The sequence below is a fragment of the Nonomuraea sp. B10E15 genome (assembly GCF_039871615.1).
Classification (GTDB): domain Bacteria; phylum Actinomycetota; class Actinomycetes; order Streptosporangiales; family Streptosporangiaceae; genus Nonomuraea.
This window is the reverse complement of the sequence record NZ_JBDPMB010000005.1, coordinates 218,829-239,679: the sequence shown is the minus strand read 5'-3', so window position 1 is coordinate 239,679 and position 20,851 is coordinate 218,829. Positions and strand designations below refer to the sequence as shown.

The window sequence follows — 20,851 nt, the reverse complement described above, 5'->3', positions numbered from 1 at the left end:
GCCCCCATGGCGCAAGATACATGGGTGAGCGATGACTTGATCCTTTCCGTCGTCATGGGATCGCGGGCGTACGGGCTGGAAACCGAAAATTCCGACACCGACCGGCGGGGCGTGTTCGTGGCGCCGACCGCGGCGTTCTGGCGGCTGGAGAAACCCCCCACGCACCGCGACGGGCCGCTGCCCGAGCAGTTCTCGTGGGAGGTCGAGCGTTTCTGCGGCCTCGCCCTCGAGGCCAACCCGACCGTCCTCGAGTGCCTGTGGTCGCCTGTCGTGGAGGTGATCACCCCCGCCGGCCGGCGGCTGCGCGAGTTGCGGACGGCGTTCCTTTCGCGGCGGGCGCAGCGCTCGTTCGCCGGCTACGCCGAGGACCAGTTCCGCCGCATCGACCCGGTCGCGCCCAGGTGGAAGCAGGCCATGCACATGGTGCGGCTGCTGCTCAGCGGCCTGCACCTGGTCCGGCACGGCGAGCCGCTGGTCCGGGTGGGGCCGCACCGCGAGCGGCTGCTCGCGATCCGGCGCGGAGCCCTGCCGTGGGCGGAGGTGGACGCCTGGCGCGCCGCCCTGGCCGCCGAGCTGGCCGCGACGCCGAGCGTGCTGCCCGCCCGGCCGGACCGGGACCGGGTGGAGGACTTCCTGATCGGCGTACGGAAGGAGAACCTGTGAACGACCTGCCCGGATGGCTGGCGGAGATCCCCGGCGAGCAGCCGTACCCGCCGGTGTTCGCGACGGTGAGCGGGGCGCACCTGTACGGGTTCCCCTCGGCCGACTCCGACGTGGACCTGCGGGGCGCCCACCTGCTGCCGGTGGAGGAGGTGGCCGGGCTGCGGCACGGCCCGGAGACGCTGGAGCGGACGTGGACGCGCGACGGCGTCGAGGTGGACCTCGTGACGCACGACCTGGCCAAGTTCGGGCGGCTGCTGCTCGGCCGCAACGGCTACGTGCTGGAGCAGCTGCTCTCGCCGCTGGTCGTGGCGTCCTCGGCGGCGCACGAGGAACTGGTCGCCCTGGCCCCTGGCTGCCTGACGCGCCACCACGCGCACCACTACCTGGGGTTCGCGCGCACGCAGTGGCGGTTGTTCGGCAGGAGCGGCGAGCTGAAGCCGCTGCTCTACACCTTCCGCGTGCTGGCGACGGGGACGCACCTCATGCGCACCGGCGAGCTGGAGGCCGACCTGACCCGCCTGTACGCGTACGGGCCGGCGTACCTGCCCGAGCTCGTCGCCGCGAAGCGGGAGGCCGAGCACGGGCAGGCGCCGTCCGTGCCGGGAGTCCAGGAGGACGTGGCGCGGATGACGGCGGCGCTGGCGGAGGCCCGGGAGTCGTCGGCGCTCCCCGAGCGGGCCTCCGCCGGGGAGGCGCTGCACGACGTGGTGGTCAGGGCCCGGCTGCGCGGGCCCTCGCCGGGCATGGCGGAGCCCGGGGACCGGGCGGCCAGGGCCTGACGGGGAATCCGCCGTTACGGAGCCGCGGGATCGGCCGACAGGACGAGCCTGATGGCGAAGTTGCGGTAGCCGCCCCGCTCGAACGCCCTGGCCATCGGCACGTTGCCGGAGTCGGTGTCGGCCACGATCCGCTGGACGCCCCGCTCCGCGTGGAAGCGGGTGATCTCGGCGAGGAGGTCGTCGACGTACCCGTGGCCGCGCTGCTCGGGCACCACACCGAGATAGCCGACCACGGGCCCGGCGTCGTTGGCGGAGGGCAGGGCGACACCGACGAGGTCGCCGCCCTTGTCGTAGGCCAGCCGCCACCAGGACCGTTCGCCCCGCATGGACGCGCAGTCGCGGACGTCCTCGCGGGCCTGCTCCACCGGGTCCATGGTGCGCAGGGCCTGGCGGGTGGCGAAGTCGAGGGAGCCGGCGGCCACCCGCCGGAACGCCTCCACGAAGACCTCGTCGTCCTCCTCGCCGCGGAAGACGAGCCGGTCCGGCGGCTCGGGCACGGGCGCGTCGCCCGCCGTCCACGCATAGCGCAGGCGTTCGAGCTCCTCGGTCAGCCCGGCGCGGCCGGCGGCCTCCCAGCGCCAGCCGACGGCCGCCGTGGCCGCGGGGTCGCCGCGCCAGCCGTTGGGCACGAAGACGTGGTACTCGGGCGCCCGCCCGAAGGCGGCATGGGCGTGGCGCAGCAGGTCGGCGGCCACGCCCACGCGGTCGCCGACCGAGGGGTGCACGTAGAGACAGTCCAGCGCGAGCGGCCTGGCGCCGTCGGGGAAGCTCCACCAGACGGCGCGGGCGAGGATGTCGTCGGTGTCGTCATCGGTGGCCAGCCAGATGCGGTCGTAGCCGTAGTTGCGGCTCTCCACGTACGACAGCAGCCGCTCAGGGTGGGCCCAGCTGATGGGCTCGTCGACGACGCAGCCGAGCAGGCGGTCTAGGTCGTCCTTGACCGCGGGACGGAAACGCATGGTTCCTCCGAGAAGTGGAAGCGGGCGCGAGGAGCGCCCGTGGTGATGCCGGACATCTCAGCGCCTCCTTTCTTCCGACTTTTCGGTGTCGGCTGGCACTTTAACAGAAATATCGCGACAGGATGGGCTGGTGAGCTCCTACCACGACGACACGCTGCCCCTGCAACCACCGATCCGGCTGCCCGGCGAGGCCACGCTCGCGGCGGCGGTGCGCGCCGCCCCGCTGGCCGGGGAACTGAAGCCGGAGGGCGACGACTCCGAGGTGCTGGCCGCCTGGGCGGGACACTGCCGCGACCTGCTGGCCGCCGACGGCGCCCTGCTGCTCGAGCTGATCAGGATGTTCCTGACGCGCGAGCCGCACCAGGGCGAGGTGCCGGAGACGCTGACGGGGCTCGGGCTGGTCCGCCAGGAGGAGCCGTACACGATGAGCTGGCTCGGCCTGTGGGCGGCGCGGCTGATCGTCGCGGCGACCACCGGGCAGGAGGTCCCGGTCATGGGCTCGCTCGCGGACGGCGACGCCGCGGCGCTGCTGCACGGCCTGCGGTCCTACCCCGAGGCGGAACGCGACGAGGAGCTGGCCGGATGGCTGAAGGGCCGGGAGCGCGACGAGGCGGTGGCCGAGATCGCCGCGGCGCTGGCCACGGTCAGCCCGCTGAGCCGGGCGATCGGCGTGGAGTTGTTGTCGACCCGGTTCGGCGACGAGGGCCGGCTGGCGCTCTCCCGGCACCTGGAGAAGCGCAAGCTCGGCGCGGTGATCGCGGCCAGGACCGGCCGCACCGAGCGGCAGCCCGCGCCGGACGAGATCGCGTGGGTGCTGGTGGACATGGCGGCGGCGCTGCTGGAGTTCGGGGACGAGCCCGGCCAGGTGATCGAGTCGATCGCCCTGGGCATGGACGTGGAGGAGCAGGCGGGCACGATCCCGATCCTGGCCTTCGGCGACCATCCGTGGACGGGTCAGGTGCTGCGGTTGTTCATCGACCACCACCCGGACCAGCGGGTCTCGGCGGCCGCCCGCAAGGCGCTGCGCCGGCTGCGCGGGCTGGCCGACGTCCGCGGCTGACGTGTGGTCCGGCGCCGGCCGAGGCCCTGGCTGCTCAGGGCGTGCCGGCCTGCCGCTGCTGTTCCAGGCGCACCTTCTTCGGTACGCACATCCGCCAGGCCTCCAGCACCAGTTCGCGCATCTCGGCGGCGTCGATGGCGGCGAGCCGTACCTCGACCCAGTTGAAGCGCAGGTCCGACTCCCCCGGCATGAGGAACTTGTCCGGCTCGGCCGCCACCAGCGCCGCCCGCTCCTCCTTCGGGAACGCGAAGCCCATCTGCGTCTCGTCGCGCGAGAACGCCACGTAGACGATCTGCCCTATCCGGAACTTGACGCGGTCCCTGATGAGGTGCTCAGTGGAGCGCGGGAGCGTGTGCGCGAACCGCCGCACGTCGTCGACTGTGACCACGCGGGCAACGTTACCGATTTCCCTCGGCGGCCGAAATGTCGGCGAGCGCCGAGTCCGGGTCGCGCTCGACGGCCAGGTCTCCCAGGCTGACGATGCCGACGGCGCGGCCGTCCTCGACCACGGGAAGGCGGCGGACGGCGTGCGAGCGCATCATCCGCACGGCCTGCTCGATGCCGGTGTCGGGGTCGACGGCCTCGACGGCCGGGCTGCACGCCTCGCGTACCGGCGTGTCCGGGCCGCGCTCGGCGGCGACCACGCGCACGGCGATGTCACGGTCGGTGACGATGCCCTGCATGCGGCCGTTGTCGTTGACGATGATCGCCCCGGTGTCGTGCTCGCGCATGAGCGCCGCGGCGGCGGAAACCGGCTGGTCGCCCTCGATCGTGGCCGGGTGGGCTGTCATGACGTCTGCCACGGTCTTCGCCATGGGTCCTCCTGTGGGTCGGTGCCCGCCCCCTACCCGGGCGCTCGCCCGACTCACCAGGGGCCGTGGCCGCGCCGCGCACTTGTCTCGTACAGCGAGACAATCTCTTGAATAGCGAGATACGCGCTAGGGTCGCCGGCAACGGTCCGGCGAAGACGAAGGAGTTCGGCGAGGGAAGCCGTCTACCGATTTCGTCCGTAGTGCTCCGGCCTTCAGGCCGGGGTGAAGCGGACCGTCCCGCATGGTGGGGCAAGCACAGCCGATTCGCCGCCAGGTGAACCGGCGTCCACCCCGATCAGACCGGCCGGTTCTGCTGCTCGATGTACTGCTTGACCACGGTCAGCGGGGCCCCGCCAACCGAACCGGCGAAGTAGGAGCCGGACCAGAAGTGGTCATGCCACAGGTACGTGCGAACGTGGGTGCTGAACTCCTTGCGCAGCATCCGAGCCGAAACCCCCTTCAGCGAGTTGACCAGCTTGGACAAGGCGACCTTGGGCGGATAGTGGACCAGCAGGTGGACGTGGTCGTCTGCGCCGTTGAACTCGCGAAGTTCGGCCTCGAAGTCGGCGCATACCTCCCGCATGATCTGTTCGCATCGGACCAGCATCGGGTCGGTGAAAGCCCCCCGCCGATACTTGGTGACGAAAACCAAATGGGCGTGGAGGTGGTATACGACGTGCCGTCCGGTGCGCACATCTGGGTCTGGTTTCCATCTCGGTGACATAAACCAAATGATACGATCACAGCGTGGAGAAGGTGAAGCAGACGCGGGCGCATGTGGCCCGCCTGGAGTTGAGCGCGGCCCAGGTGGCAGTGCTGGACGGCCAGGCGACACACCGCCCGCGCGCTGTGGAACCTGCTGCACGAGTACTTCACCTTCCGGCAGGGCCGGTTCGCGTCGTTGAAGGAGTGCGACGAGGCGATCCGCGCAGCCCGCCGTGAAATCGATTGGATGGCGCAATTACCCGCTCAGGCGGCGCAGGCGGTGCTGAAGACGTATCGGCAGGCGTGGGCGAATTTCTTCAACCCTGATCACCCCGCCCAGCGCCCGACGTTCAAGGCCCGGTTCCGATCCCGGCCGGCCGTGGACATTCCGCAGGCCCGCGACCTGCAGATCAAGCGGGTCAACCGGCGGTGGGGCGCGGTCAGCGTGCCCAAGCTCGGGCGGGTACGGTTTCGGTGGACCAAGGACCTGCCCGGCCTCAGCAAGGGCGGCCCGGCCGGGCGAATCACCGGAGCCCGGCTGGTCAAGGACGCCTTCGGCTGGCAGATCGTGTTCCGGACCCAGACCATGGCCGCTCCGGTTCCAGATGCCCCTCCTGGTCCGGCCGTGGGGATCGACCGGGGGATCACCGTCGCCTTGGCCCTGTCGGATGGCACCATGCGTACGCACGGGCCCTGGCTGCGCGACGGCGAGAGCAAGCGCCTGCGCCGGCTGGAGAAGAAGTCAGCCCGCCAGCGGCGCACCCGGCATCATGGCGGGCAGGCCTCGCATCGGCTGGCCCGCACCTACGACCAGATCGCCCGGCTCCGCGCGACAGCCAAGCGCCGAGCCCTTGACTGGCAGCACCAGACCACCACCGAACTGGCCCGCACTTTCGGCATCGTCGTGGTGGAGGATCTGACGATCACGAACATGGTCCGTTCGGCCACCGGCACGGTCGCCAACCCCGGCGTGAACGTCGCGCAGAAGACCGGGCTGAACCGCTCGATCGCCGGGCAAGCGTGGGGCCGGACCATCACCCTGCTGGAATACAAGACCATCGACCGGGGCGGCCACGTCGTGAAGGTCCCCGCGCGGGGGACCTCACAGACCTGTCACCAATGCGGCCACCGTGACCCGGCGGCCCGGGACGGGATCAGGTTCTCCTGCGCCAACCCCGCGTGCGGCTGGACCGGCCACGCCGACACCAACGCCGCGATCAACATTCGCAACGCCGCAGGAACTGTGGTGTCAGGACGTGGAGACCTCGGGGCGCCACCACGAGTCGCGCGCGCTGCGGGAGATGCGCAGGGTCACCAGGCCGGGCGGGTTCGTGGCCGCCCGCGACAGCGACTACACGGCGTTCGCCTGGCACCCGCGGCTGCCGGTGCTGGACGAGTGGATGGAGCTGTACCAGAAGATCGCGCGAGGCAACGGCGGCGAGCCGGACGCGGGGCGGCGGCTGCTGTCGTGGGCGCGGGCCGCAGGGTTCGAGGACGTCACCGCCACGTCGTCGACCTGGTGCTTCGCCACGCCCGAAGACCGGGCCTGGTGGGGCGGGATGTGGTCCGAGCGGATCCTGCACTCCGCGATGGCCCGGCAGGCCCTGGCCACCGGCGCCGCCACGGAGGCGGACCTGCGGCGGATCTCGGAGGGGTGGCTGGCGTGGGCGGCCGACGGTGACGGCTGGATGTCGCTCCTGCACGGCGAGGTCCTCTGCCGCGCCTGAGCCGCACCGCCCTGAGCCCGGCGCGCTGTCAGATGCCGAGGGTCCTGGCGCGCTGCCACCGGGGGTCGCGGTAGAGGACCATGTCGGAGCCGATGAGCTCGTCCGGCGCCGACAACATGGTGATCTCGCCCGCGGCCTGCAGTTGCAGCAGCAGGTCGCGCACGCGCGGCCCGACGGGCAGCCGCCCGGCGGGCAGCCCCAGACCCGTCCTGACCGTGTCGGCGATCTCCGACAGGTGGAACGGCCCGTCGAAGCCCGCCACGATCCCGCGCACGATGGTCATCGTGATCAGGTGCTCGGCCTCGGCGTGCGCCAGCTGCCAGGTGACCTGCTCCCTGCGGCGACCGCTGCCCGCGCACGACGGGCACCCGCGCGTCATGCCGGCCGTCAGCTCTTCCTCCGCCGAGCCGAGGCACGCCGAGCACAGGCCGTTCTCGGCGGCGTGGAGCTCGGCCGGCATCCGGCCGGCCAGGGCCACGCCGCAGGCGCACCCGAACGTGTCACCGAGAATGCCGGCCTGCGGGGTGATCGCATGCTTCGTCATCGGGCCGACTCTACCGGCCCGCCCGCCCCGCGAGGCAACACCGGCCCCAGCGGTGACGCTCCCGCGGGCGGGCGTGGACGTCAGCCCGCGACGCTGCGGTAGAGGTCGCGGGTCAGCCTGGTGATGCGCTTGACCGAGCCGCTCCACGTGCCGCCCACCGGGTGCGCGGTGAGCACCGCCATGACGTACCGGTCGCCCCGGCCTGCCAGGCCGGTCGTGTGCAGCACCGGGCGGCCGTAGTCGGGCACGCCCGAGCCGGTGGCCCGCTGCGCCACCCACGAGATGGGCGCGCCGACGGCCTTGGCGTCCTTGCAGCGGCTCGGCGGCGTCATGCCGAACCCGGACCAGCCCTGCTTGACCGCCCACGGCCGGGGGATCGCGTCGGGGATGCCGAAGGTCTGGTCGAAGCCGTCGGCCCCGCACGGCGCGGCCTTGCGCAGGTGGCCCAGGATCAGGTTCCTGACCTTGGCGTCGGCCCGGTCGAACAGGTAGCGGTAGGTGCGCACGATGTCGTACGCGCTGAGCGAGGTGTAGCCCCAGAAGCCCGGCTTGGAGGCGGGCGGCGGTGTGGTGTCGGCCAGGCCGAGCCTGCGGGCCGTCCTGACGACGATCTTCCCTTCGCCCTCGCGCTCCCAGAATGTCGAGGCCGCGTCGTCGTCGCTGGCCCGCAGCATGCCCTTGAGCAGCTTGGCGTCGGCGGCGGGCACGCTCTTGTGCCGCTCCAGGTAGTCGATCGCGATCAGGATCTTGACGATGGAGGCCGAGCGGTACTTCCTGTGCGCGTTGCGCGTGGCCACGAACTTGCCCGCCTGCCGGTCGAAGACCAGCCACGCGGCCGTGGTGCCGGCGGGGACGGAGGGCGGCTTGGCCCTCTCGGCGTGAGCGGGTATGGCGGTCAGCGCCGTGGCGAGGACGACGGGCACGGCGGCAAGGGGCTTGATTCGCACCCGCCTACAACTACCAGATTCCGCCCGTATCCCCTTGACCGCACAACTAAGCGGGTATAAACACAGATGAAACCAACTCGAAACGGCGGTGAACCAACATCATGTACGCCGAGGAGCGGCAGCAGGAGATCCTGCGGAGAGCGCGGTCCGCGGGCCGCGTCGACGTGGTGACGCTGGCCGCCGAGCTCGACGTGACCACCGAGACGATCCGCCGCGACCTGACGTCGCTGGAGCGGGCGGGTGTGCTGCGCCGGGTCCACGGGGGCGCGATCCCCGTGGAGCGGCTGGGGTTCGAGCCCGCGCTGGCCACCCGTGACGAGGTGATGACGGGCGAGAAGGAGCGCATCGCCAAGGCGGCGCTCGCCGAGCTCCCCGACGACGGTTCCGTGATCATCGACGCGGGCACCACCACGGGACGGCTGGTCCAGGTGCTGCCCGCCGACCGGGAGCTCACCGTGGTGGTGAACTCTCCACCGCTGGCCACCGCCCTGGCGGCCCGCGCCAACCTGCACGTGATCATGCTCGGCGGCCGGCTGCGCGGCAAGACGCTCGCCACCGTCGACGACTGGGCGCTGCGCCCGCTGGCCCATCTCAACGTCGACGTGGCGTTCATGGCCACCAACGGCTGCTCGCTGAGCAGGGGCCTGACCACGCCCGACCCGGCGGAGGCGGCGATCAAGCGGGCCATGGTCAAGGCCGCGCAGCGCAGCGTGCTGCTGGCCGATCACACGAAGTTCACCAACACCTATCTCGCCACGTTCGCCGAGCTCGCCGAGATCGACGTGCTGATCACCGACACCGGCCTGGACGTCGCGCTGGCCGCCGACCTGGCCGCGGCGGGCCCGGAGGTGATCCGGGCGTGATCCTCACCCTGACGCTCAACCCCAGCCTCGACCGCACGATCGAGATCGCCGCCCTGGACAGGGGCGCGGTCATCCGCGCCGCCGCCGCCCACCTCGACCCGGGCGGCAAGGGGGTGAACGTCTCGCGCGCCCTGCTGGCCAACGCGGTCGCCTCGCGCGCGGTGGTGCCGTTCGGCGGCGACGAGGGCAGGCAGCTCGTACGGCTGCTCGCCGACGAGGGCCTCGACATGGTCACCGTCCCCGTCGCGGGCCCGACCAGGTCGAACGTCACCCTCGCCGAGCCCGACGGCACCGTCACGAAGGTCAACGAACCCGGCACGGCCCTCGCGCAGGACGAGCTCGACACGATCGCCGACGCCGTGCTGGAGGCCGCGCACTCCGGTGACCGGGGAGCCGACTGGGTGGTCGCCTCGGGCAGCCTTCCGCCCGAGGTCCCCGCCGACGTCTACGCGTCGTTGTGCCGCAGGTTCGCCGGGGCGGGCATCCACGTCGCGGTCGACACCAGCGGCCCGGCGCTGTCCTGCGCGCTCGGCGCCGCGCCGGCCCTGGTGAAGCCGAACGCCGAGGAGCTCTCCGCCGCCACCGGCATGCCCATCCGATGCGTGGGCGACGTCGTGGAGGCGGCGGCCACGTTACGCGCCGCGGGCGCGCGGGCGGTGCTGGCCAGCCTGGGCGGCGACGGCGCCGTCCTCGTCGGCCCGGACGGCATCTGGTACGGCGAGGCCCCCGTCGCCGAACCCCGCAGCTCCGTCGGCGCGGGCGACGCCATGCTGGCCGGTTTCCTCGCCGGAGGCGGGCGCGGCCCCGGCGCGCTGGCCCAGGCGCTGGCCTGGGGCGCCGCGGCGGTGCGCCTGCCCGGCAGCCGGATGCCCGGCCCCGCCGACATCGACCCCGGCGCCGTCACCGTCGGCTCCCCCGACCCGGCCCGTCTCCTCTCCTCCCCCGCCCTGCCGTCCCCGCCCGCACCCGCACTCCCCTGACCCAGCGAAGCGGCTGATCACTGCTCATCCCCCGAAGGAGCAAGTCCCATGGCCGAAAGTTACACGCCCCCGGTCACCGGAACCGGTGTCAAGGCCACCGTCCAGCGCATCGGCGGCCATCTGGCCGGCATGATCATGCCGAACATCGGCGCGTTCATCGCCTGGGGTCTGATCACCGCGCTGTTCATCCCGACCGGCTGGCTGCCCAACGAGACCCTCGCGAAGATGGTCGGCCCGATCATCGGGACCCTGCTTCCGGTGCTCATCGCCTACACCGGCGGCCGGATGGTGCACGGGCAGCGCGGCGCGGTCGTCGGTGCGGTGGCGGTCATGGGCGTCGTGGTGGGCACCGAGTCCCCGATGTTCCTCGGCGCCATGATCATCGGGCCACTCACCGCCTTGATCCTGAAATATGTGGACAAGTTCACGGAGCAGCGGACCAAGGCCGGCTTCGAGATGCTGGTGGACAACTTCTCCGCCGGCATCGTGGGCGGCGTGATGGCCGTCATCGGCATGCTGGGCATCGGCCCCATCGTGGAGGCCGCCACCACCGCCGCGGGCAACGCCGTGAGCTGGCTGATCGGCAACAACCTGCTCCCCGTCGCCTCCGTGCTGATCGAGCCGGCCAAGGTGCTGTTCCTCAACAACGCCATCAACCACGGCGTGCTCACCCCGCTCGGCATCGCCGAGGCCGCCGAGACCGGCAAGTCGATCCTGTTCATGCTCGAGTCGAACCCCGGCCCCGGGCTCGGCCTGCTGCTGGCGTTCCTGCTGTTCGGCCCGCGCCAGCTGCGGCCCAGCACCCCCGCCGCGATGCTCATCCAGTTCTTCGGCGGCATCCACGAGATCTACTTCCCGTACGTGCTCATGAAGCCGCGCCTCATCCTGGCCGTCATCGCGGGCGGCGCGGCCGGCGTGTTCACGTTCATCGCCACCGGCGCCGGCCTGGTCGCCTCGCCGTCGCCCGGCAGCATCTTCGCGTATCTCGCGGTCACCCCGAGGGGCGGCTGGCTCGGCTCCAGCCTGGGAATCCTCGTGGCCGCGGCCGTGTCGTTCGCCGTCGCCGCCGTCCTGCTCGGCTTCGGCCACGGCGAGAAGGCGGAGCAGGACGACTCCGCGGGCCCCACCGCGTCCGCAGAATCCGCCGAAGGCACCGAGCCCGCCGCCGGGCCCGCCACCGGGCCCACCACCGGCTCCACCACCGGCTCCACCACTGAGCCCGCTACCAAGGAGGCCTGAACCATGCCCAGCATCGACAGCAAGGACATCAAGAAGCTCATCGTCGCCTGCGACGCCGGGATGGGCAGCAGCGTGATGCTCGCCTCGCAGTTGCGCAAGCAGCTCAAGGACAGCGGCGTCACCGTCGAGCACACCCCGGTCAACTCCATCCCCGACGACGCCGACGTCATCGTGTGCCACTCGGGGCTCGCCGCCAGGGCCAAGGCCTCCGCCCCCGGGAAGCCCCTGGTGTCGTTCCAGATCTTCCTCGGCGACCCGGCGGTGACCAAGCTGGTGAACACCATCAAGAACGGCGGCACCGTCGATGCGTGACGACCTGCTCGACCCGCGGGCCGTGCTGCTGCACGAGAGCGCCCCCGACCGCGAGGCGGCCATCCGCCGGTGCGGGCGGGCGCTGGCCGACGTCGGGGCGGTCGCGGAGCCGTACATCGAGGCGATGCTCGAACGCGAACGGTCGATCTCCACCTACGTCGGCGAGGGGGTGGCCATCCCGCACGGGACGAACGCCTCCAAGGAGGACGTCCGGCGCGACGCGATCTGCGTGGTCCGCTTCCCCGGCGGGGTCGACTGGGACGGCGAGCAGGTCACCCTGTGCGTCGGCATCGCCGCCAAGGACGACGGGCACGTGCGGTTGCTGTCGCAGCTGGCCGAGATCCTGCTCGACCCCGACCGCGCGAGGACGCTGCGCGAGGCCACGGAGGTCTCGCAGGTGATGAAGGAGCTCACATGAAGGTCGCCAGATTTCACGCACCCGGCGACATCAGGATCGCGGACGCGCCCGAACCCGAGGCGGGGCCCGGCGAGCTGAAGATCCGGGTGCGCAACTGCTCGACGTGCGGCACGGACGCCAAGATCTTCACGTTCGGCCACCACCACATCAGGCCGCCGCGCGTCATGGGCCACGAGATCGCCGGCGAGGTCGTCGGCACGGGCGCGCGGGTGCAGGTGATCGCCGCCATCCCGTGCGGCACGTGCCAGGAGTGCGTACGCGGCCGCCGTACGGTCTGCCCGAACCAGGAGTCGATGGGCTACCACTACGACGGCGGCTTCGCCGAGTACATGATCGTCCCTGCCAAGGTGCTGGCCGTGGACGGCGTCAACACCATCCCGTCCGGCGTCGGCTTCGCCGAGGCGTCGGTGGCCGAGCCGCTGGCGTGCGTGCTGAACGGCCAGTCGCTGGCGCGCGTCGGCGCGGGCGACGACGTGGTGGTGATGGGCGCGGGCCCGATCGGCTGCCTGCACGTGCGCCTGGCGCGGGCGCGCGGCGCCTCCCGGGTCTTCCTCGTGGACGTCAACGCCGAGCGCCTGGCGATGGCGGCCGAGCTCGTACGCCCCGACGCGGCCATCGACGCCGACCCGGCCGAGCAGGTGCTCAAGCTGACCGGCGGCAGGGGCGCGGACGTCGTGATCACGGCGGCGGCGTCGGGCGCGGCGCAGGAGCAGGCCGTGCGGATGGCGGCCAGGCAGGGCCGGATCAGCTTCTTCGGCGGCCTGCCCAAGGACGATCCCGTCATCGCGCTCGACTCCAACCTGGTGCACTACCGCGAGCTGACCATCGTCGGCGCGAACGGCTCCAGCCCCGCGCACAACGCGGAGGCGCTGCGACTGGTCGCCGACGGCGCCGTGGTGGTGTCCGACCTCATCACCCATCGGCTGCCGCTGCCCCAGGTGCTCGACGGGATCGATCTCGTCAGCAGGGGCGCGGCCATCAAGGTCACCATCGAGCCCTGACGAACGAACGCTGATGAACGAACGCTGAAGAACGAGCCCCGAAGACACGAAGATCGAGCACGCGAGATCGAACATGGAGCCTGGGAGGCTTCTCATGGCACAACGAACGGTGGCCGTGGCCTCGGCCAGTGGCCTGCACGCCCGTCCCGCCAAGCTGTTCGTCCAGGCGGCGGCGAAGCTGGGGGTGCCGGTGACGGTCCGGCTGGGCGAGAAGTCCGTGCCGGCCAGGAGCATGCTGGGGGTGCTGTCGCTGGGCGCGGTGCGCGGCTCAGAGGTCACGCTCGAAGCGGAGGGGCCCGGGGCGGAGGAGGCTCTGGACTCCCTGGCGGCGCTGCTGTCGCGCGACCTGGACGCGGAAGAGGCCCTCGATGCGTGACCTGTCCCGCCCTGACCCCCTTCCCCCCGGCACGGGACCGCAGAGGGCCACGACTCACGACGGCGGCTCCGGCGGCGGCCCCGAGGCGGGCGCCGCCGGAGGGCTCGCCGGCCTCGGCGTCAGCCAGGGTCGGGCGGCGGGCCCGGTGATCCGGATGGCGGGGCCGCCGGCGCTGCCTGAAGCGCGCCCGGTCACCGACCCCGCCGCTGAGGCGGCCACGGTCGCCAGGGCCCTGGAGGCGGTCGCCGCCGACCTCAACCGCCGCGCCGCCGCCGCCCGCGCCGCCGCCGCCCGCGCCGCCGCCGCCCGCGCCGCCGCGGCCCCGGGCCGCGGCGCGACGACCGGTGAAGCGGGGGTCGCGGGCGGGGAGCAGGCGGCGGAGATTCTCGAGGCGCTGGCCATGATGGCCGAGGACCCCATGCTGCTGGAGGAGGCCGAGCGGCGGGCGCGCGACGGCGCCGGCGCCGCGCACGCCCTCGACGCCGCCTTCGCCCAGCACCGCGACGCCCTGGCCGGGCTGGGCGGCTACCTGGCCGAGCGGGCAGCCGATCTGGACGATCTCAAGCACCGGGCGGTGGCGTTCGCGCTCGGCCTGCCGATGCCCGGCCTGCCCGCCCCCGGCCACCCGTACGTGCTGGTGGCCGAGGACCTCTCCCCCGCCGACACCGCGGGGCTGGGGCCGGACGTGCTGGCGCTCGTCACGGAGCGGGGCGGGCCCACCAGCCACACCGCGATCCTGGCGCGGGGCCGCGGCCTGCCCGCGGTGGTGGCCTGCGCGGGCGTCATGGGCCTGCCCGACGGCACGGTCGTCGGCGTGGACGGCGGCACCGGCGAGGTCACGACCGGCCTCACCGAGGAGCGGGCGGCCGAGATCGTGGCGGGCGACCGCGCGGAGCGGGCCAGGCTGGCCGCGAGCAGCGGCCCCGGCAGGACCGCCGACGGCCATCCGGTGAAGCTGCTGCTCAACATCGGCTCGGCCAAGGATCTGCGGCCGGGCGCGGAGGGCGTCGGGCTGTTCAGGACGGAGTTCCTGTTCCTCGGCCGTACGGTGGCGCCGTCGTTCGAGGAGCAGGTGGCCGCGTACGCGGAGGTGTTCGAGCAGGCGGAGTCCGTGATCGTGCGCACGCTCGACGCGGGCACCGACAAGCCTCTGCCCTTCCTGGGCCTGCCCGAGGAGCCGAACCCCGCCCTGGGCGTGCGGGGCCTGCGGGTGGACCGGATCCTGCCCGGCGTGCTGGACACCCAGCTCGACGCGATCGCCGAGGCGGCCAGGGCGACGGGCACGCGGGCATGGGTGATGGCGCCCATGGTCACCACCGTCGAGGAGGCGAGCGGGTTCGCCCGCCGCGCCCGCGAGCGGGGCGTCGCGAAGGTGGGTGCGATGGTGGAGGTGCCGGCGGCGGCACTGCGGGCCGGGGCGCTGCTGCGGGAGGTCGACTTCCTCAGCATCGGCACGAACGACCTGGCCCAGTACACCTTCGCCGCCGACCGCCAGCACCCGGCGCTGGCCGATCTGCTGGACCCGCGTCAGCCCGCCCTGCTCCAGCTCATCGGCATGTGCGCGCGGGCGGGCAGGGAGGCGGGCAAGCCGGTCGGGGTGTGCGGCGAGGCGGCCGGCGATCCGCAGCTCGCGCCGCTGCTGGCCGGGCTGGGCGTGACGAGCCTGTCCATGGCCCCGGTGTGCGTGCCCGCCGTGCGGGAGGCGCTGGCCGGCCTCACCCTGGAGGAGTGCCGGCGCCGCGCCGAGGCCGCCGTCGGCTGAACCGGTCAGTCCGACCCCCGGTCAATGGTCATAGGAGACCAGCGACCGGGCTCGTGACGGGATCACCGCGAAGCCGTCCCGTCAGGGCGTCCCACCGCACGACGCGGGGCCTCACTGCGAGGACGGGGCGTGCTTGCGGTCCGGGTCGGGGCCGGAGGACGCCTTGGAGGGCTTGCCCAGGAGGAGGATTGCGGCGAGGTTCGCCGCGGCGACCAGGGCACCGCCGATCAGGGCCAGCGCCGTCACCCCGGTGACGGCGGCCAGCGGTGCCGCCGTCGCCAGCCCGAACGGTCGCGACGCGAACGAGATGAGGTGGTCGAACGACCGCACCCGCCCGAGCGCGTGCTCGGGGACCTCGTCGGCCACCACCGTCTCCCACAGCGGGCTGAGCAGCCCCAGCCCGAACATCGCCACAAAGTACGCGCTCGTCATGACCCAGAGGGACGAGCCCGCGGCCAGGGCCGCCATGGGAAGCAGGTAGCACGCGGCCCCGGCCTGCACCACCGCCAGCGGCCGGCGGATGGGCAGCCGGGGAGCGGCGAACACGCCCAGGACCATGCCGGCCGTACCGCTCTGCACGATCAGCGCCCAGCTCGCCTCGCCGCCCAACTCTTGGACGGCCACCACGGGGCCGAGCGTCAGGAACACTCCGGCCACGAGATGCCACACTCCGTGTCCCAGCACGCAGGCCAGGAACCACGGCCGCGCCCTGATCTCCCGCCACCCCTCGGCCACATCCCGGCCGAAGGAGGAGGTGGCGTCCTGCCCGCCGCGATCCGGAGCTCGGGTGCGGATCCCTCCGAGGGTCAGCGCCGAGCAGGCGAACAACACCGCCGTGAGCGCGACCGCCCAACCGGGACCGGCGGCCACCGTGATCGTGCCGGCCAGCGCGGGAGCGACGACCGCGGAAAGGCTCGTCGCCACGCCGATTCGGGTGTTCATCCGCAACCTGTCCTGCGACGGCACCACCGCGACCACCATCCTGGGCACCGCCGGGCTGCCGAACGAGATGGCCGCGCCCGAAAGCGCCGACAGCAGCGCGAGGTCCAGGAGGCGATGCACGCCGAGCAGCAGTTCGACGGCGATGACGGCCTGCGACAGGCATCGGACGAGGTCGGCGAGGAGTGCGACCAGCTCGGGCCGGATCCGGTCGGCCAGCACTCCCCCCACGGGCAGCAGGAGCAGGAGGGGGACCATCTCGCTCGCCAGCACGATGCCGAGCGCCCCGCCGTCGTCGGTGATCCGCAGGACCGCCAGGGTCAGCGTGGTGGGGATGAGAGCGGTGGCCAGTGCGGACAGGCATCGACCGATCAGGAGCCGCTGGGTCATGAGCCCCGAAGCTATTTCGCCAGCGAAACATTCGTCAAGCAATAATTCGCTTCCGTATGATTTCTCCATGGAAGATTCGGTCGATCGCCATCTGGCCCGCTGGCGTGGCAAAGCACCCTTCGACGAGCGGACCGAGGGCATCGTGACGCGGATGCAGGCCCTGGTGAAGCATCTGTCCCACACCAAGGAGGCGGCGCTGCGGGAGGTGGGCATTCAGGACTACGAGTTCGACACCCTGCACCGGCTGGTGGCACGCGACGGGTCGGCGACCCCGTCCGAGCTGGCCGGCGACCTCCTGCTGTCCCCGGCCGGGATGACGGGCCGGCTCGACACGCTGGAGCGGTCGGGTCTCGTGCGGAGAGTGCGCAGCGCTGAGGACCGCCGCCGCGTGGACGTCGAACTGACCGCCAAGGGCAAGCACCTGTGGACGGACGCGATGTCCATCTGCGCGGAGGTGGAGAACGGCCTGGTACGCACCCTCACACCCGCGGACCAGGTGCGGCTCGACGGCCTGCTCAAGCAGCTCCTGGTGTGGATGGAAAGCGACCGCTGAACCGTCGCGCGCGCCGGCGCGGCCTCACATGTTCCTGAGGATGACCTCGGGGGTGCGCGGATGGGCCGCGGCCTCGATGGCGGAGCGTTCGGCCGCGTCGATCAGGTTGAGCTCGTACAACAACTCGGCGGACCTGGACCAGCAGTCCCGCGCCCGAGCGCCCTGATCGAGGTCGTCCAGGGCCAGGCCGAGCCCCCACCAATGGATGGCCTCCGTGCAGCTCCCGAGATCACCGGCCACCCGGTCGGCGTCGAGAGCCTGCCGGAAGTAGTCGGCCGCCTCCTTGCTCCGGCCACAGCGCCGGTGGGCCTCGGCGAGATGGCCCAGGGCGATGGCGGTGCCGACCGAGTCGCCGATCTCCCCGGTGATGGCCAGGGAACCCTCGTACGCGTCGATGGCCTCCTCCAGGCGGCCGGCCCGCCGGTAGGTGAGCCCGAGGTTGGCCAGCGTGATCGCCTCGCCGAACCGGTTGCCCTGGCCGCTCTCGAGCCCGACCGACTGCCGGAACCTGACGATCGCGTCGTCGTAACGGCCGAGCCTGCTGTGGACGACGGCCAGCCGGTCGAGCTGCGCCGCTTCCCCGCGGCGGTTGCCGCTCTCGTGGTACAGCTCGCGGGAGGTCTCCAGATGCCGGATCGCGTCGCTGTGCCGGCCCAGGTCGGCCAGCACGTACCCCATGTCGCTGTGCGCGACGGCGCGGTGGTGCGCGCCGCCCAGCCGGTCGGCCGACGCCATCGCCAGCTCGGCGATCTCGTGCAACTCGCGCCATCGGCCGCGCTCGTAGAGCGGGAAGAACAACGCCGCGGACAGGGCCGTGACCAGATCGTCGGCGGCCAGCGCCGCCGCGGTGCCGACCACCGCGGGCAGGTTCGCGGCCTCGGCGTCCACCCAGGCGTAGACGTCCTGCCTGTCGGCGAAGCGGGGAGGCGGAGCGGACGTGGCAGGGCCGAGGGTGGTGCGCCAGACGGCGACGGGGATCACGATGGCGCTGGCGTTCCTGGCCAGGGCCAGATAGGCGTCCAGAGCCCGCCGTACGGCTGCCGCCCTGTCCCCGGCCGGGTCCTCGGCGGCGGTCAGCTCCCTGGCGAGCAGGCGGGTCAGATCGTGCAGGCAGTAGCGACCCGGCGCGACCGCCTCCACCAGGTGCGCGTCGGCGAGCCGGTCGAGGAGGCTCTCCACGTCGGTGTGCGGGAGCCCGGTCAGGGCCGCGACGGTGTCGGTGCCCAGCTGCGGCAGGTCGAGCAGGCTCAGGTACCGGAACAGGCGGGCCTGCGCCGGGTCGAGATCGCGGTAGCTGACCTGCAGGCTCGCTCGGACGGCGCGGTCGTCCGTCTCCAGCTCCGCCAGGCGGCGACGCTCCTCGGTCAGCCGGCGCGCGAGCCTGCGCAGCGTCCAGGTGCCCTGGGTGGCGACGCGCGCCGCCGCGATGGAGATCGCCAGCGGCAGGTGGCCGCAGTGCCGGGCCACGTCGGCGAGCGATTCCTCGTCGGCGGGAACGCCGTGACGTGCGATCAGCCGGGTGAGCAGGGCGCGGGAGTCGTCGTCGGACAGGACGCCCAGCTCGCACAACGACTGGCCTTCCAGCGAGGCCAGTGCCTTGCGGCTGGTCACCAGGACGGCGCAGGTACGGCTGGCCGGCAGCAACGGGCGCACCTGCGCGGCGTCCCGCACGTTGTCGAGCACGATCAGCAGGCGACGCCCCATGGTCAGCGAACGGAACCGGGCGGCGGCCTCGTCGGGGTCCGCGGGCACGGCGGCGGCGTCCAGGCCGAGCGAGCGCAGCAGCCGGCTCAGCGCTTCGATGGGCTGGAGCGGCCTGCCGCCGGGGGACGCCCCGTGCAGGTTGAGGTAGAGCTGGCCGTCGGGGAAGTCGTCGCGTACGGCCCAGGCGACGTGGATGGCCAGCGCCGACTTGCCCACGCCACCGCCTCCGGAGACCACCAGCGGGATAGGGCGCTCGCCGGCCACCTCGGCCGTCAGCTGCTCGACCAGCCCGGTGCGCCCGGTGAACATCGGCGGGTCGGCGGGCAGCTCGCACGGGCCGGGCGGCCGGCCGGGCAGTTCGAGATGCCGCTCATGGCCGAGTATCGCCCGGTGCAAGGCCTCCAGCTCGGGACCGGGAGCCAGGCCGAGCTCCTCCGCCAGGAGCCGCCTGCCCTCCTGGTACACGTTCAGGGCGTCGTTCTGGCGGCCGGAGCGGTAGAGGGCCAGCATGAGCTGGGCGCGGAAGCCTTCGCTGAACGGGTGGTCGGCCACGAGCCCGACCAGGTCGGGGAGGAGTCGCGCGTGCGCACCCAGCGCGAGCTCGGCGTCGATGCGGCACGACTGCGCCACCAGGCGGCGTTCCTCTAGGCGGTGAGACTCCTCCCGCAGCGACGGGTGGTCGGCCAGCTCGCCGAAGGCGCGGCCCCGCCACAGGCTCAGTGCCTCTCCGTACCAGCGGGCCGCATTGACCCGGTCGCCGCCGGAGCGGGCCCGGTCGCCCTGCTCGACCAGCTCCTCGAAGCGGGCCGCGTCCAGGCCGGCCTGCCCCAGGTGCAACCGGTAGCCGCCCGCGTCGTGCTCGATGGACGTGCCCGCACCGAGCGTGGTGCGTAAACGGTAGACGTAGACGCGCAGGTTCTCGCGCGCGGACTTCGGCGGCTCGTGTTCCCAGAGGGCGTCGAGCAGGCGGCCGGAGGAGACGGGGGCCCCGCGGCGAGCCAGCAGCATGGCGAGGATGAGGCGCTTGCGGACGGACCTGATGGCGATCGGGCGGCCATCGACGGTGAACCCGACATCGCCGAGGATCGTGAACTCCAACAGCCCACCTACCTGTCAGGATGACCACGTGACGTGGCGATCGTATATGCGGGATATACGCCCCCCTTTTACTTTATGACTTCACTGGAGTAAGGCTCGCGGGAGGCGCTCATGCTGGACCTCGGCTCGATCCGCTGCTCAGCCGAGCCCATGCCGCTGATCGAGACGTTGAACAGCCTTCACTCGCTCAGCCGCGTCCGTCATGAGGGGGAACTGCGCGGGTGGCAACGGCACGCGGCCGCGCGCCTGCCTGCCATGGCCAGGCCGTTGCTGGACATGGTGACGCTCTGCCAGAACGCGCTGACCTTCATCGCTCCGCCCGAGCCGGAGCTGGATCGGGCGTTGCGCCTGGTGGCCGGCATGCCTGACAGCACCGTGTGGGGGGAGCTGCGCGCGGCGTTCGCCGGGCGGGAGATCCCGCGGTGGCTCACCGCGTTCGTCGGGAGCACCGGCCAGCGGACCGGGCTCACGGCCGCGCTGCGCTCGTACTTCCGCGCATGCCTGCTGCCGTACTGGGACGACGTGCGCGCGGGGCATGAACAGGAGGTGGTCGAGTTCAGCCGGTCCGTGACCCGGCACGGCATGCGCAGCGCGGTCCAGCCGCTCGCCGAGACCATCCACCGGCCCCTCGCCTCCGGCGAGGGGCCGGTCACCTTGGCGCCGTCGCCCCTCTGGGACGGCGAGCCCGTCGGCCGGTCGTTCCTCGGCGGTGAGCTGATCGTGGTCTATCCGACCACCGCCCCGCTGCCGCCCGAGCCGTCCACGCCGCGGGAGCGCCAGGTGGCGATGGAGCAGTTGCTCGGCCACACGCGTGCCGCCATCCTGCACAACCTCACCTCGCCCTGCGGGACGACGGAGCTGGCCCGGCGCGTCGAGATGAGCATGCCGACGACGTCAGAGCACATCGCGGTGCTCAGAGCCACCGGGCTGGTCACCACGACCAGGATCGGCAAGAACGTGCGGCACGCGCTGACGCCGCTCGGGCTGGTCCTGCTGAGCGGCCGTCGCTGACGTCACCCT

General features: G+C 72.5%; 21 protein-coding genes and 2 pseudogenes. 15 read left to right on the top strand and 8 right to left on the bottom strand.

The features are described from left to right. Positions 1-24: 24 nt before the first annotated feature. Both ABGB14_RS18925 and ABGB14_RS18920 read left to right on the top strand, forming a co-directional pair. Positions 25-663: a nucleotidyltransferase domain-containing protein gene (locus ABGB14_RS18925; RefSeq protein ID WP_347644989.1), complete on the top strand. Its 639-nt coding sequence runs from the start codon at positions 25-27 to the stop codon at positions 661-663. Next, complete coding sequence (locus ABGB14_RS18920; RefSeq protein WP_347644988.1) at positions 660-1,442, top strand: nucleotidyltransferase domain-containing protein; 783 nt, start codon at positions 660-662, stop codon at positions 1,440-1,442. Before ABGB14_RS18925 ends, ABGB14_RS18920 begins: the two co-directional genes overlap by 4 nt. 14 nt (positions 1,443-1,456) lie before the next feature. On the opposite strand, the gene ABGB14_RS18915 is transcribed toward ABGB14_RS18920, so the two are convergent. Then, complete coding sequence (locus ABGB14_RS18915; protein WP_347644987.1) at positions 1,457-2,401, bottom strand: GNAT family N-acetyltransferase; 945 nt, start codon at positions 2,399-2,401, stop codon at positions 1,457-1,459. Positions 2,402-2,531: 130 nt separating this feature from the next. Here ABGB14_RS18915 and ABGB14_RS18910 point away from each other — a divergent pair, with 130 nt between their 5' ends. Continuing rightward, positions 2,532-3,461, top strand: coding sequence for a hypothetical protein (locus ABGB14_RS18910; RefSeq protein ID WP_347644986.1), 930 nt, complete (start codon positions 2,532-2,534; stop codon positions 3,459-3,461). A gap of 34 nt (positions 3,462-3,495) precedes the next feature. On the opposite strand, the gene ABGB14_RS18905 is transcribed toward ABGB14_RS18910, so the two are convergent. The 3 genes from ABGB14_RS18905 to tnpA form a co-directional block, all read right to left on the bottom strand. Then, positions 3,496-3,849 carry an MmcQ/YjbR family DNA-binding protein gene (locus tag ABGB14_RS18905; protein ID WP_347644985.1) on the bottom strand — a complete coding sequence of 118 codons (354 nt, stop codon included), beginning with the start codon at positions 3,847-3,849 and terminating at the stop codon, positions 3,496-3,498. 10 nt (positions 3,850-3,859) lie between these two features. Next, complete coding sequence (locus tag ABGB14_RS18900) at positions 3,860-4,276, bottom strand: CBS domain-containing protein (RefSeq protein WP_347644984.1); 417 nt, start codon at positions 4,274-4,276, stop codon at positions 3,860-3,862. Between the two features lie 292 nt (positions 4,277-4,568). Further along, positions 4,569-4,997 carry an IS200/IS605 family transposase gene (gene tnpA / locus ABGB14_RS18895; RefSeq protein ID WP_347644983.1) on the bottom strand — a complete coding sequence of 143 codons (429 nt, stop codon included), beginning with the start codon at positions 4,995-4,997 and terminating at the stop codon, positions 4,569-4,571. A 123-nt stretch (positions 4,998-5,120) separates the two neighbouring features. Between tnpA and ABGB14_RS18890 the strand changes: the two are divergent. Next, positions 5,121-6,149, top strand: a pseudogene (locus ABGB14_RS18890) (transposase); the annotation flags it as partial. Positions 6,150-6,264: 115 nt separating this feature from the next. Beyond that, positions 6,265-6,705, top strand: a pseudogene (locus ABGB14_RS18885) (SAM-dependent methyltransferase); the annotation flags it as partial. Between the two features lie 28 nt (positions 6,706-6,733). On the opposite strand, the gene ABGB14_RS18880 reads toward ABGB14_RS18885, so the two are convergent. Then, positions 6,734-7,249 (bottom strand): hypothetical protein, encoded by a 516-nt coding sequence (locus tag ABGB14_RS18880; RefSeq protein ID WP_347644982.1) that lies wholly within the window; start codon positions 7,247-7,249, stop codon positions 6,734-6,736. An 80-nt stretch (positions 7,250-7,329) separates the two neighbouring features. After that, positions 7,330-8,196, bottom strand: coding sequence for a hypothetical protein (locus ABGB14_RS18875; RefSeq protein WP_347644981.1), 867 nt, complete (start codon positions 8,194-8,196; stop codon positions 7,330-7,332). A 101-nt stretch (positions 8,197-8,297) separates the two neighbouring features. Here ABGB14_RS18875 and ABGB14_RS18870 point away from each other — a divergent pair, with 101 nt between their 5' ends. The 8 genes from ABGB14_RS18870 (at position 8,298) to ptsP (ending at position 15,147) form a co-directional block, all read left to right on the top strand. After that, positions 8,298-9,059: a DeoR/GlpR family DNA-binding transcription regulator gene (locus ABGB14_RS18870; RefSeq protein ID WP_132598494.1), complete on the top strand. Its 762-nt coding sequence runs from the start codon at positions 8,298-8,300 to the stop codon at positions 9,057-9,059. Further along, complete coding sequence (pfkB, locus tag ABGB14_RS18865; protein ID WP_347644980.1) at positions 9,056-10,039, top strand: 1-phosphofructokinase; 984 nt, start codon at positions 9,056-9,058, stop codon at positions 10,037-10,039. The genes ABGB14_RS18870 and pfkB overlap by 4 nt, the downstream gene beginning before the upstream one ends. 48 nt (positions 10,040-10,087) lie before the next feature. Continuing rightward, positions 10,088-11,278 carry a mannitol-specific PTS transporter subunit IIC gene (mtlA, locus tag ABGB14_RS18860; protein WP_347644979.1) on the top strand — a complete coding sequence of 397 codons (1,191 nt, stop codon included), beginning with the start codon at positions 10,088-10,090 and terminating at the stop codon, positions 11,276-11,278. A 3-nt stretch (positions 11,279-11,281) separates the two neighbouring features. After that, a complete protein-coding gene (locus ABGB14_RS18855) occupies positions 11,282-11,590 on the top strand; it encodes a PTS lactose transporter subunit IIB (RefSeq protein ID WP_132518575.1) in 309 nt (102 codons plus the stop codon). Further along, complete coding sequence (locus ABGB14_RS18850) at positions 11,583-12,008, top strand: PTS sugar transporter subunit IIA (RefSeq protein ID WP_347644978.1); 426 nt, start codon at positions 11,583-11,585, stop codon at positions 12,006-12,008. The genes ABGB14_RS18855 and ABGB14_RS18850 overlap by 8 nt, the downstream gene beginning before the upstream one ends. Then, positions 12,005-13,009 (top strand): zinc-dependent dehydrogenase, encoded by a 1,005-nt coding sequence (locus tag ABGB14_RS18845; protein ID WP_347644977.1) that lies wholly within the window; start codon positions 12,005-12,007, stop codon positions 13,007-13,009. The genes ABGB14_RS18850 and ABGB14_RS18845 overlap by 4 nt, the downstream gene beginning before the upstream one ends. Positions 13,010-13,103: 94 nt before the next feature. After that, a complete protein-coding gene (locus ABGB14_RS18840; RefSeq protein WP_347619323.1) occupies positions 13,104-13,385 on the top strand; it encodes an HPr family phosphocarrier protein in 282 nt (93 codons plus the stop codon). Then, the gene (ptsP, locus tag ABGB14_RS18835; RefSeq protein WP_347644976.1) at positions 13,378-15,147 is read left to right on the top strand and encodes a phosphoenolpyruvate--protein phosphotransferase; all 1,770 of its coding nucleotides are present in this window, start codon (positions 13,378-13,380) and stop codon (positions 15,145-15,147) included. The genes ABGB14_RS18840 and ptsP overlap by 8 nt, the downstream gene beginning before the upstream one ends. A 111-nt stretch (positions 15,148-15,258) precedes the next feature. Here ptsP and ABGB14_RS18830 read toward each other — a convergent pair whose 3' ends face one another. After that, positions 15,259-16,476 carry an MFS transporter gene (locus ABGB14_RS18830; protein ID WP_347644975.1) on the bottom strand — a complete coding sequence of 406 codons (1,218 nt, stop codon included), beginning with the start codon at positions 16,474-16,476 and terminating at the stop codon, positions 15,259-15,261. A 67-nt stretch (positions 16,477-16,543) separates the two neighbouring features. Between ABGB14_RS18830 and ABGB14_RS18825 the strand changes: the two genes are divergently transcribed. Continuing rightward, positions 16,544-17,029 (top strand): MarR family transcriptional regulator, encoded by a 486-nt coding sequence (locus ABGB14_RS18825; RefSeq protein WP_347644974.1) that lies wholly within the window; start codon positions 16,544-16,546, stop codon positions 17,027-17,029. A 24-nt stretch (positions 17,030-17,053) separates the two neighbouring features. Here ABGB14_RS18825 and ABGB14_RS18820 read toward each other — a convergent pair whose 3' ends face one another. Further along, complete coding sequence (locus ABGB14_RS18820) at positions 17,054-19,831, bottom strand: BTAD domain-containing putative transcriptional regulator (RefSeq protein ID WP_347644973.1); 2,778 nt, start codon at positions 19,829-19,831, stop codon at positions 17,054-17,056. 111 nt (positions 19,832-19,942) lie between these two features. Here ABGB14_RS18820 and ABGB14_RS18815 point away from each other — a divergent pair, with 111 nt between their 5' ends. Further along, positions 19,943-20,842, top strand: coding sequence for a winged helix-turn-helix domain-containing protein (locus tag ABGB14_RS18815; protein WP_347644972.1), 900 nt, complete (start codon positions 19,943-19,945; stop codon positions 20,840-20,842). Positions 20,843-20,851: the final 9 nt, after the last annotated feature.

Excerpts from the sequence above, each read along its gene's own strand:
- ABGB14_RS18915 (WP_347644987.1), bottom strand. The coding sequence starts at position 2,401 with ATGCGTTTCCGTCCCGCGGTCAAGGACGACCTAGACCGCCTGCTCGGC.
- ABGB14_RS18900 (WP_347644984.1), bottom strand. The coding sequence starts at position 4,276 with ATGGCGAAGACCGTGGCAGACGTCATGACAGCCCACCCGGCCACGATC.
- tnpA (WP_347644983.1), bottom strand. The coding sequence starts at position 4,997 with ATGTCACCGAGATGGAAACCAGACCCAGATGTGCGCACCGGACGGCAC.
- ABGB14_RS18880 (WP_347644982.1), bottom strand. The coding sequence starts at position 7,249 with ATGACGAAGCATGCGATCACCCCGCAGGCCGGCATTCTCGGTGACACG.
- ABGB14_RS18870 (WP_132598494.1), top strand. The coding sequence starts at position 8,298 with ATGTACGCCGAGGAGCGGCAGCAGGAGATCCTGCGGAGAGCGCGGTCC.
- mtlA (WP_347644979.1), top strand. The coding sequence starts at position 10,088 with ATGGCCGAAAGTTACACGCCCCCGGTCACCGGAACCGGTGTCAAGGCC.
- ABGB14_RS18855 (WP_132518575.1), top strand. The coding sequence starts at position 11,282 with ATGCCCAGCATCGACAGCAAGGACATCAAGAAGCTCATCGTCGCCTGC.
- ABGB14_RS18850 (WP_347644978.1), top strand. The coding sequence starts at position 11,583 with ATGCGTGACGACCTGCTCGACCCGCGGGCCGTGCTGCTGCACGAGAGC.
- ABGB14_RS18845 (WP_347644977.1), top strand. The coding sequence starts at position 12,005 with ATGAAGGTCGCCAGATTTCACGCACCCGGCGACATCAGGATCGCGGAC.
- ABGB14_RS18840 (WP_347619323.1), top strand. The coding sequence starts at position 13,104 with ATGGCACAACGAACGGTGGCCGTGGCCTCGGCCAGTGGCCTGCACGCC.
- ptsP (WP_347644976.1), top strand. The coding sequence starts at position 13,378 with ATGCGTGACCTGTCCCGCCCTGACCCCCTTCCCCCCGGCACGGGACCG.
- ABGB14_RS18830 (WP_347644975.1), bottom strand. The coding sequence starts at position 16,476 with ATGACCCAGCGGCTCCTGATCGGTCGATGCCTGTCCGCACTGGCCACC.
- ABGB14_RS18825 (WP_347644974.1), top strand. The coding sequence starts at position 16,544 with ATGGAAGATTCGGTCGATCGCCATCTGGCCCGCTGGCGTGGCAAAGCA.
- ABGB14_RS18815 (WP_347644972.1), top strand. The coding sequence starts at position 19,943 with ATGCTGGACCTCGGCTCGATCCGCTGCTCAGCCGAGCCCATGCCGCTG.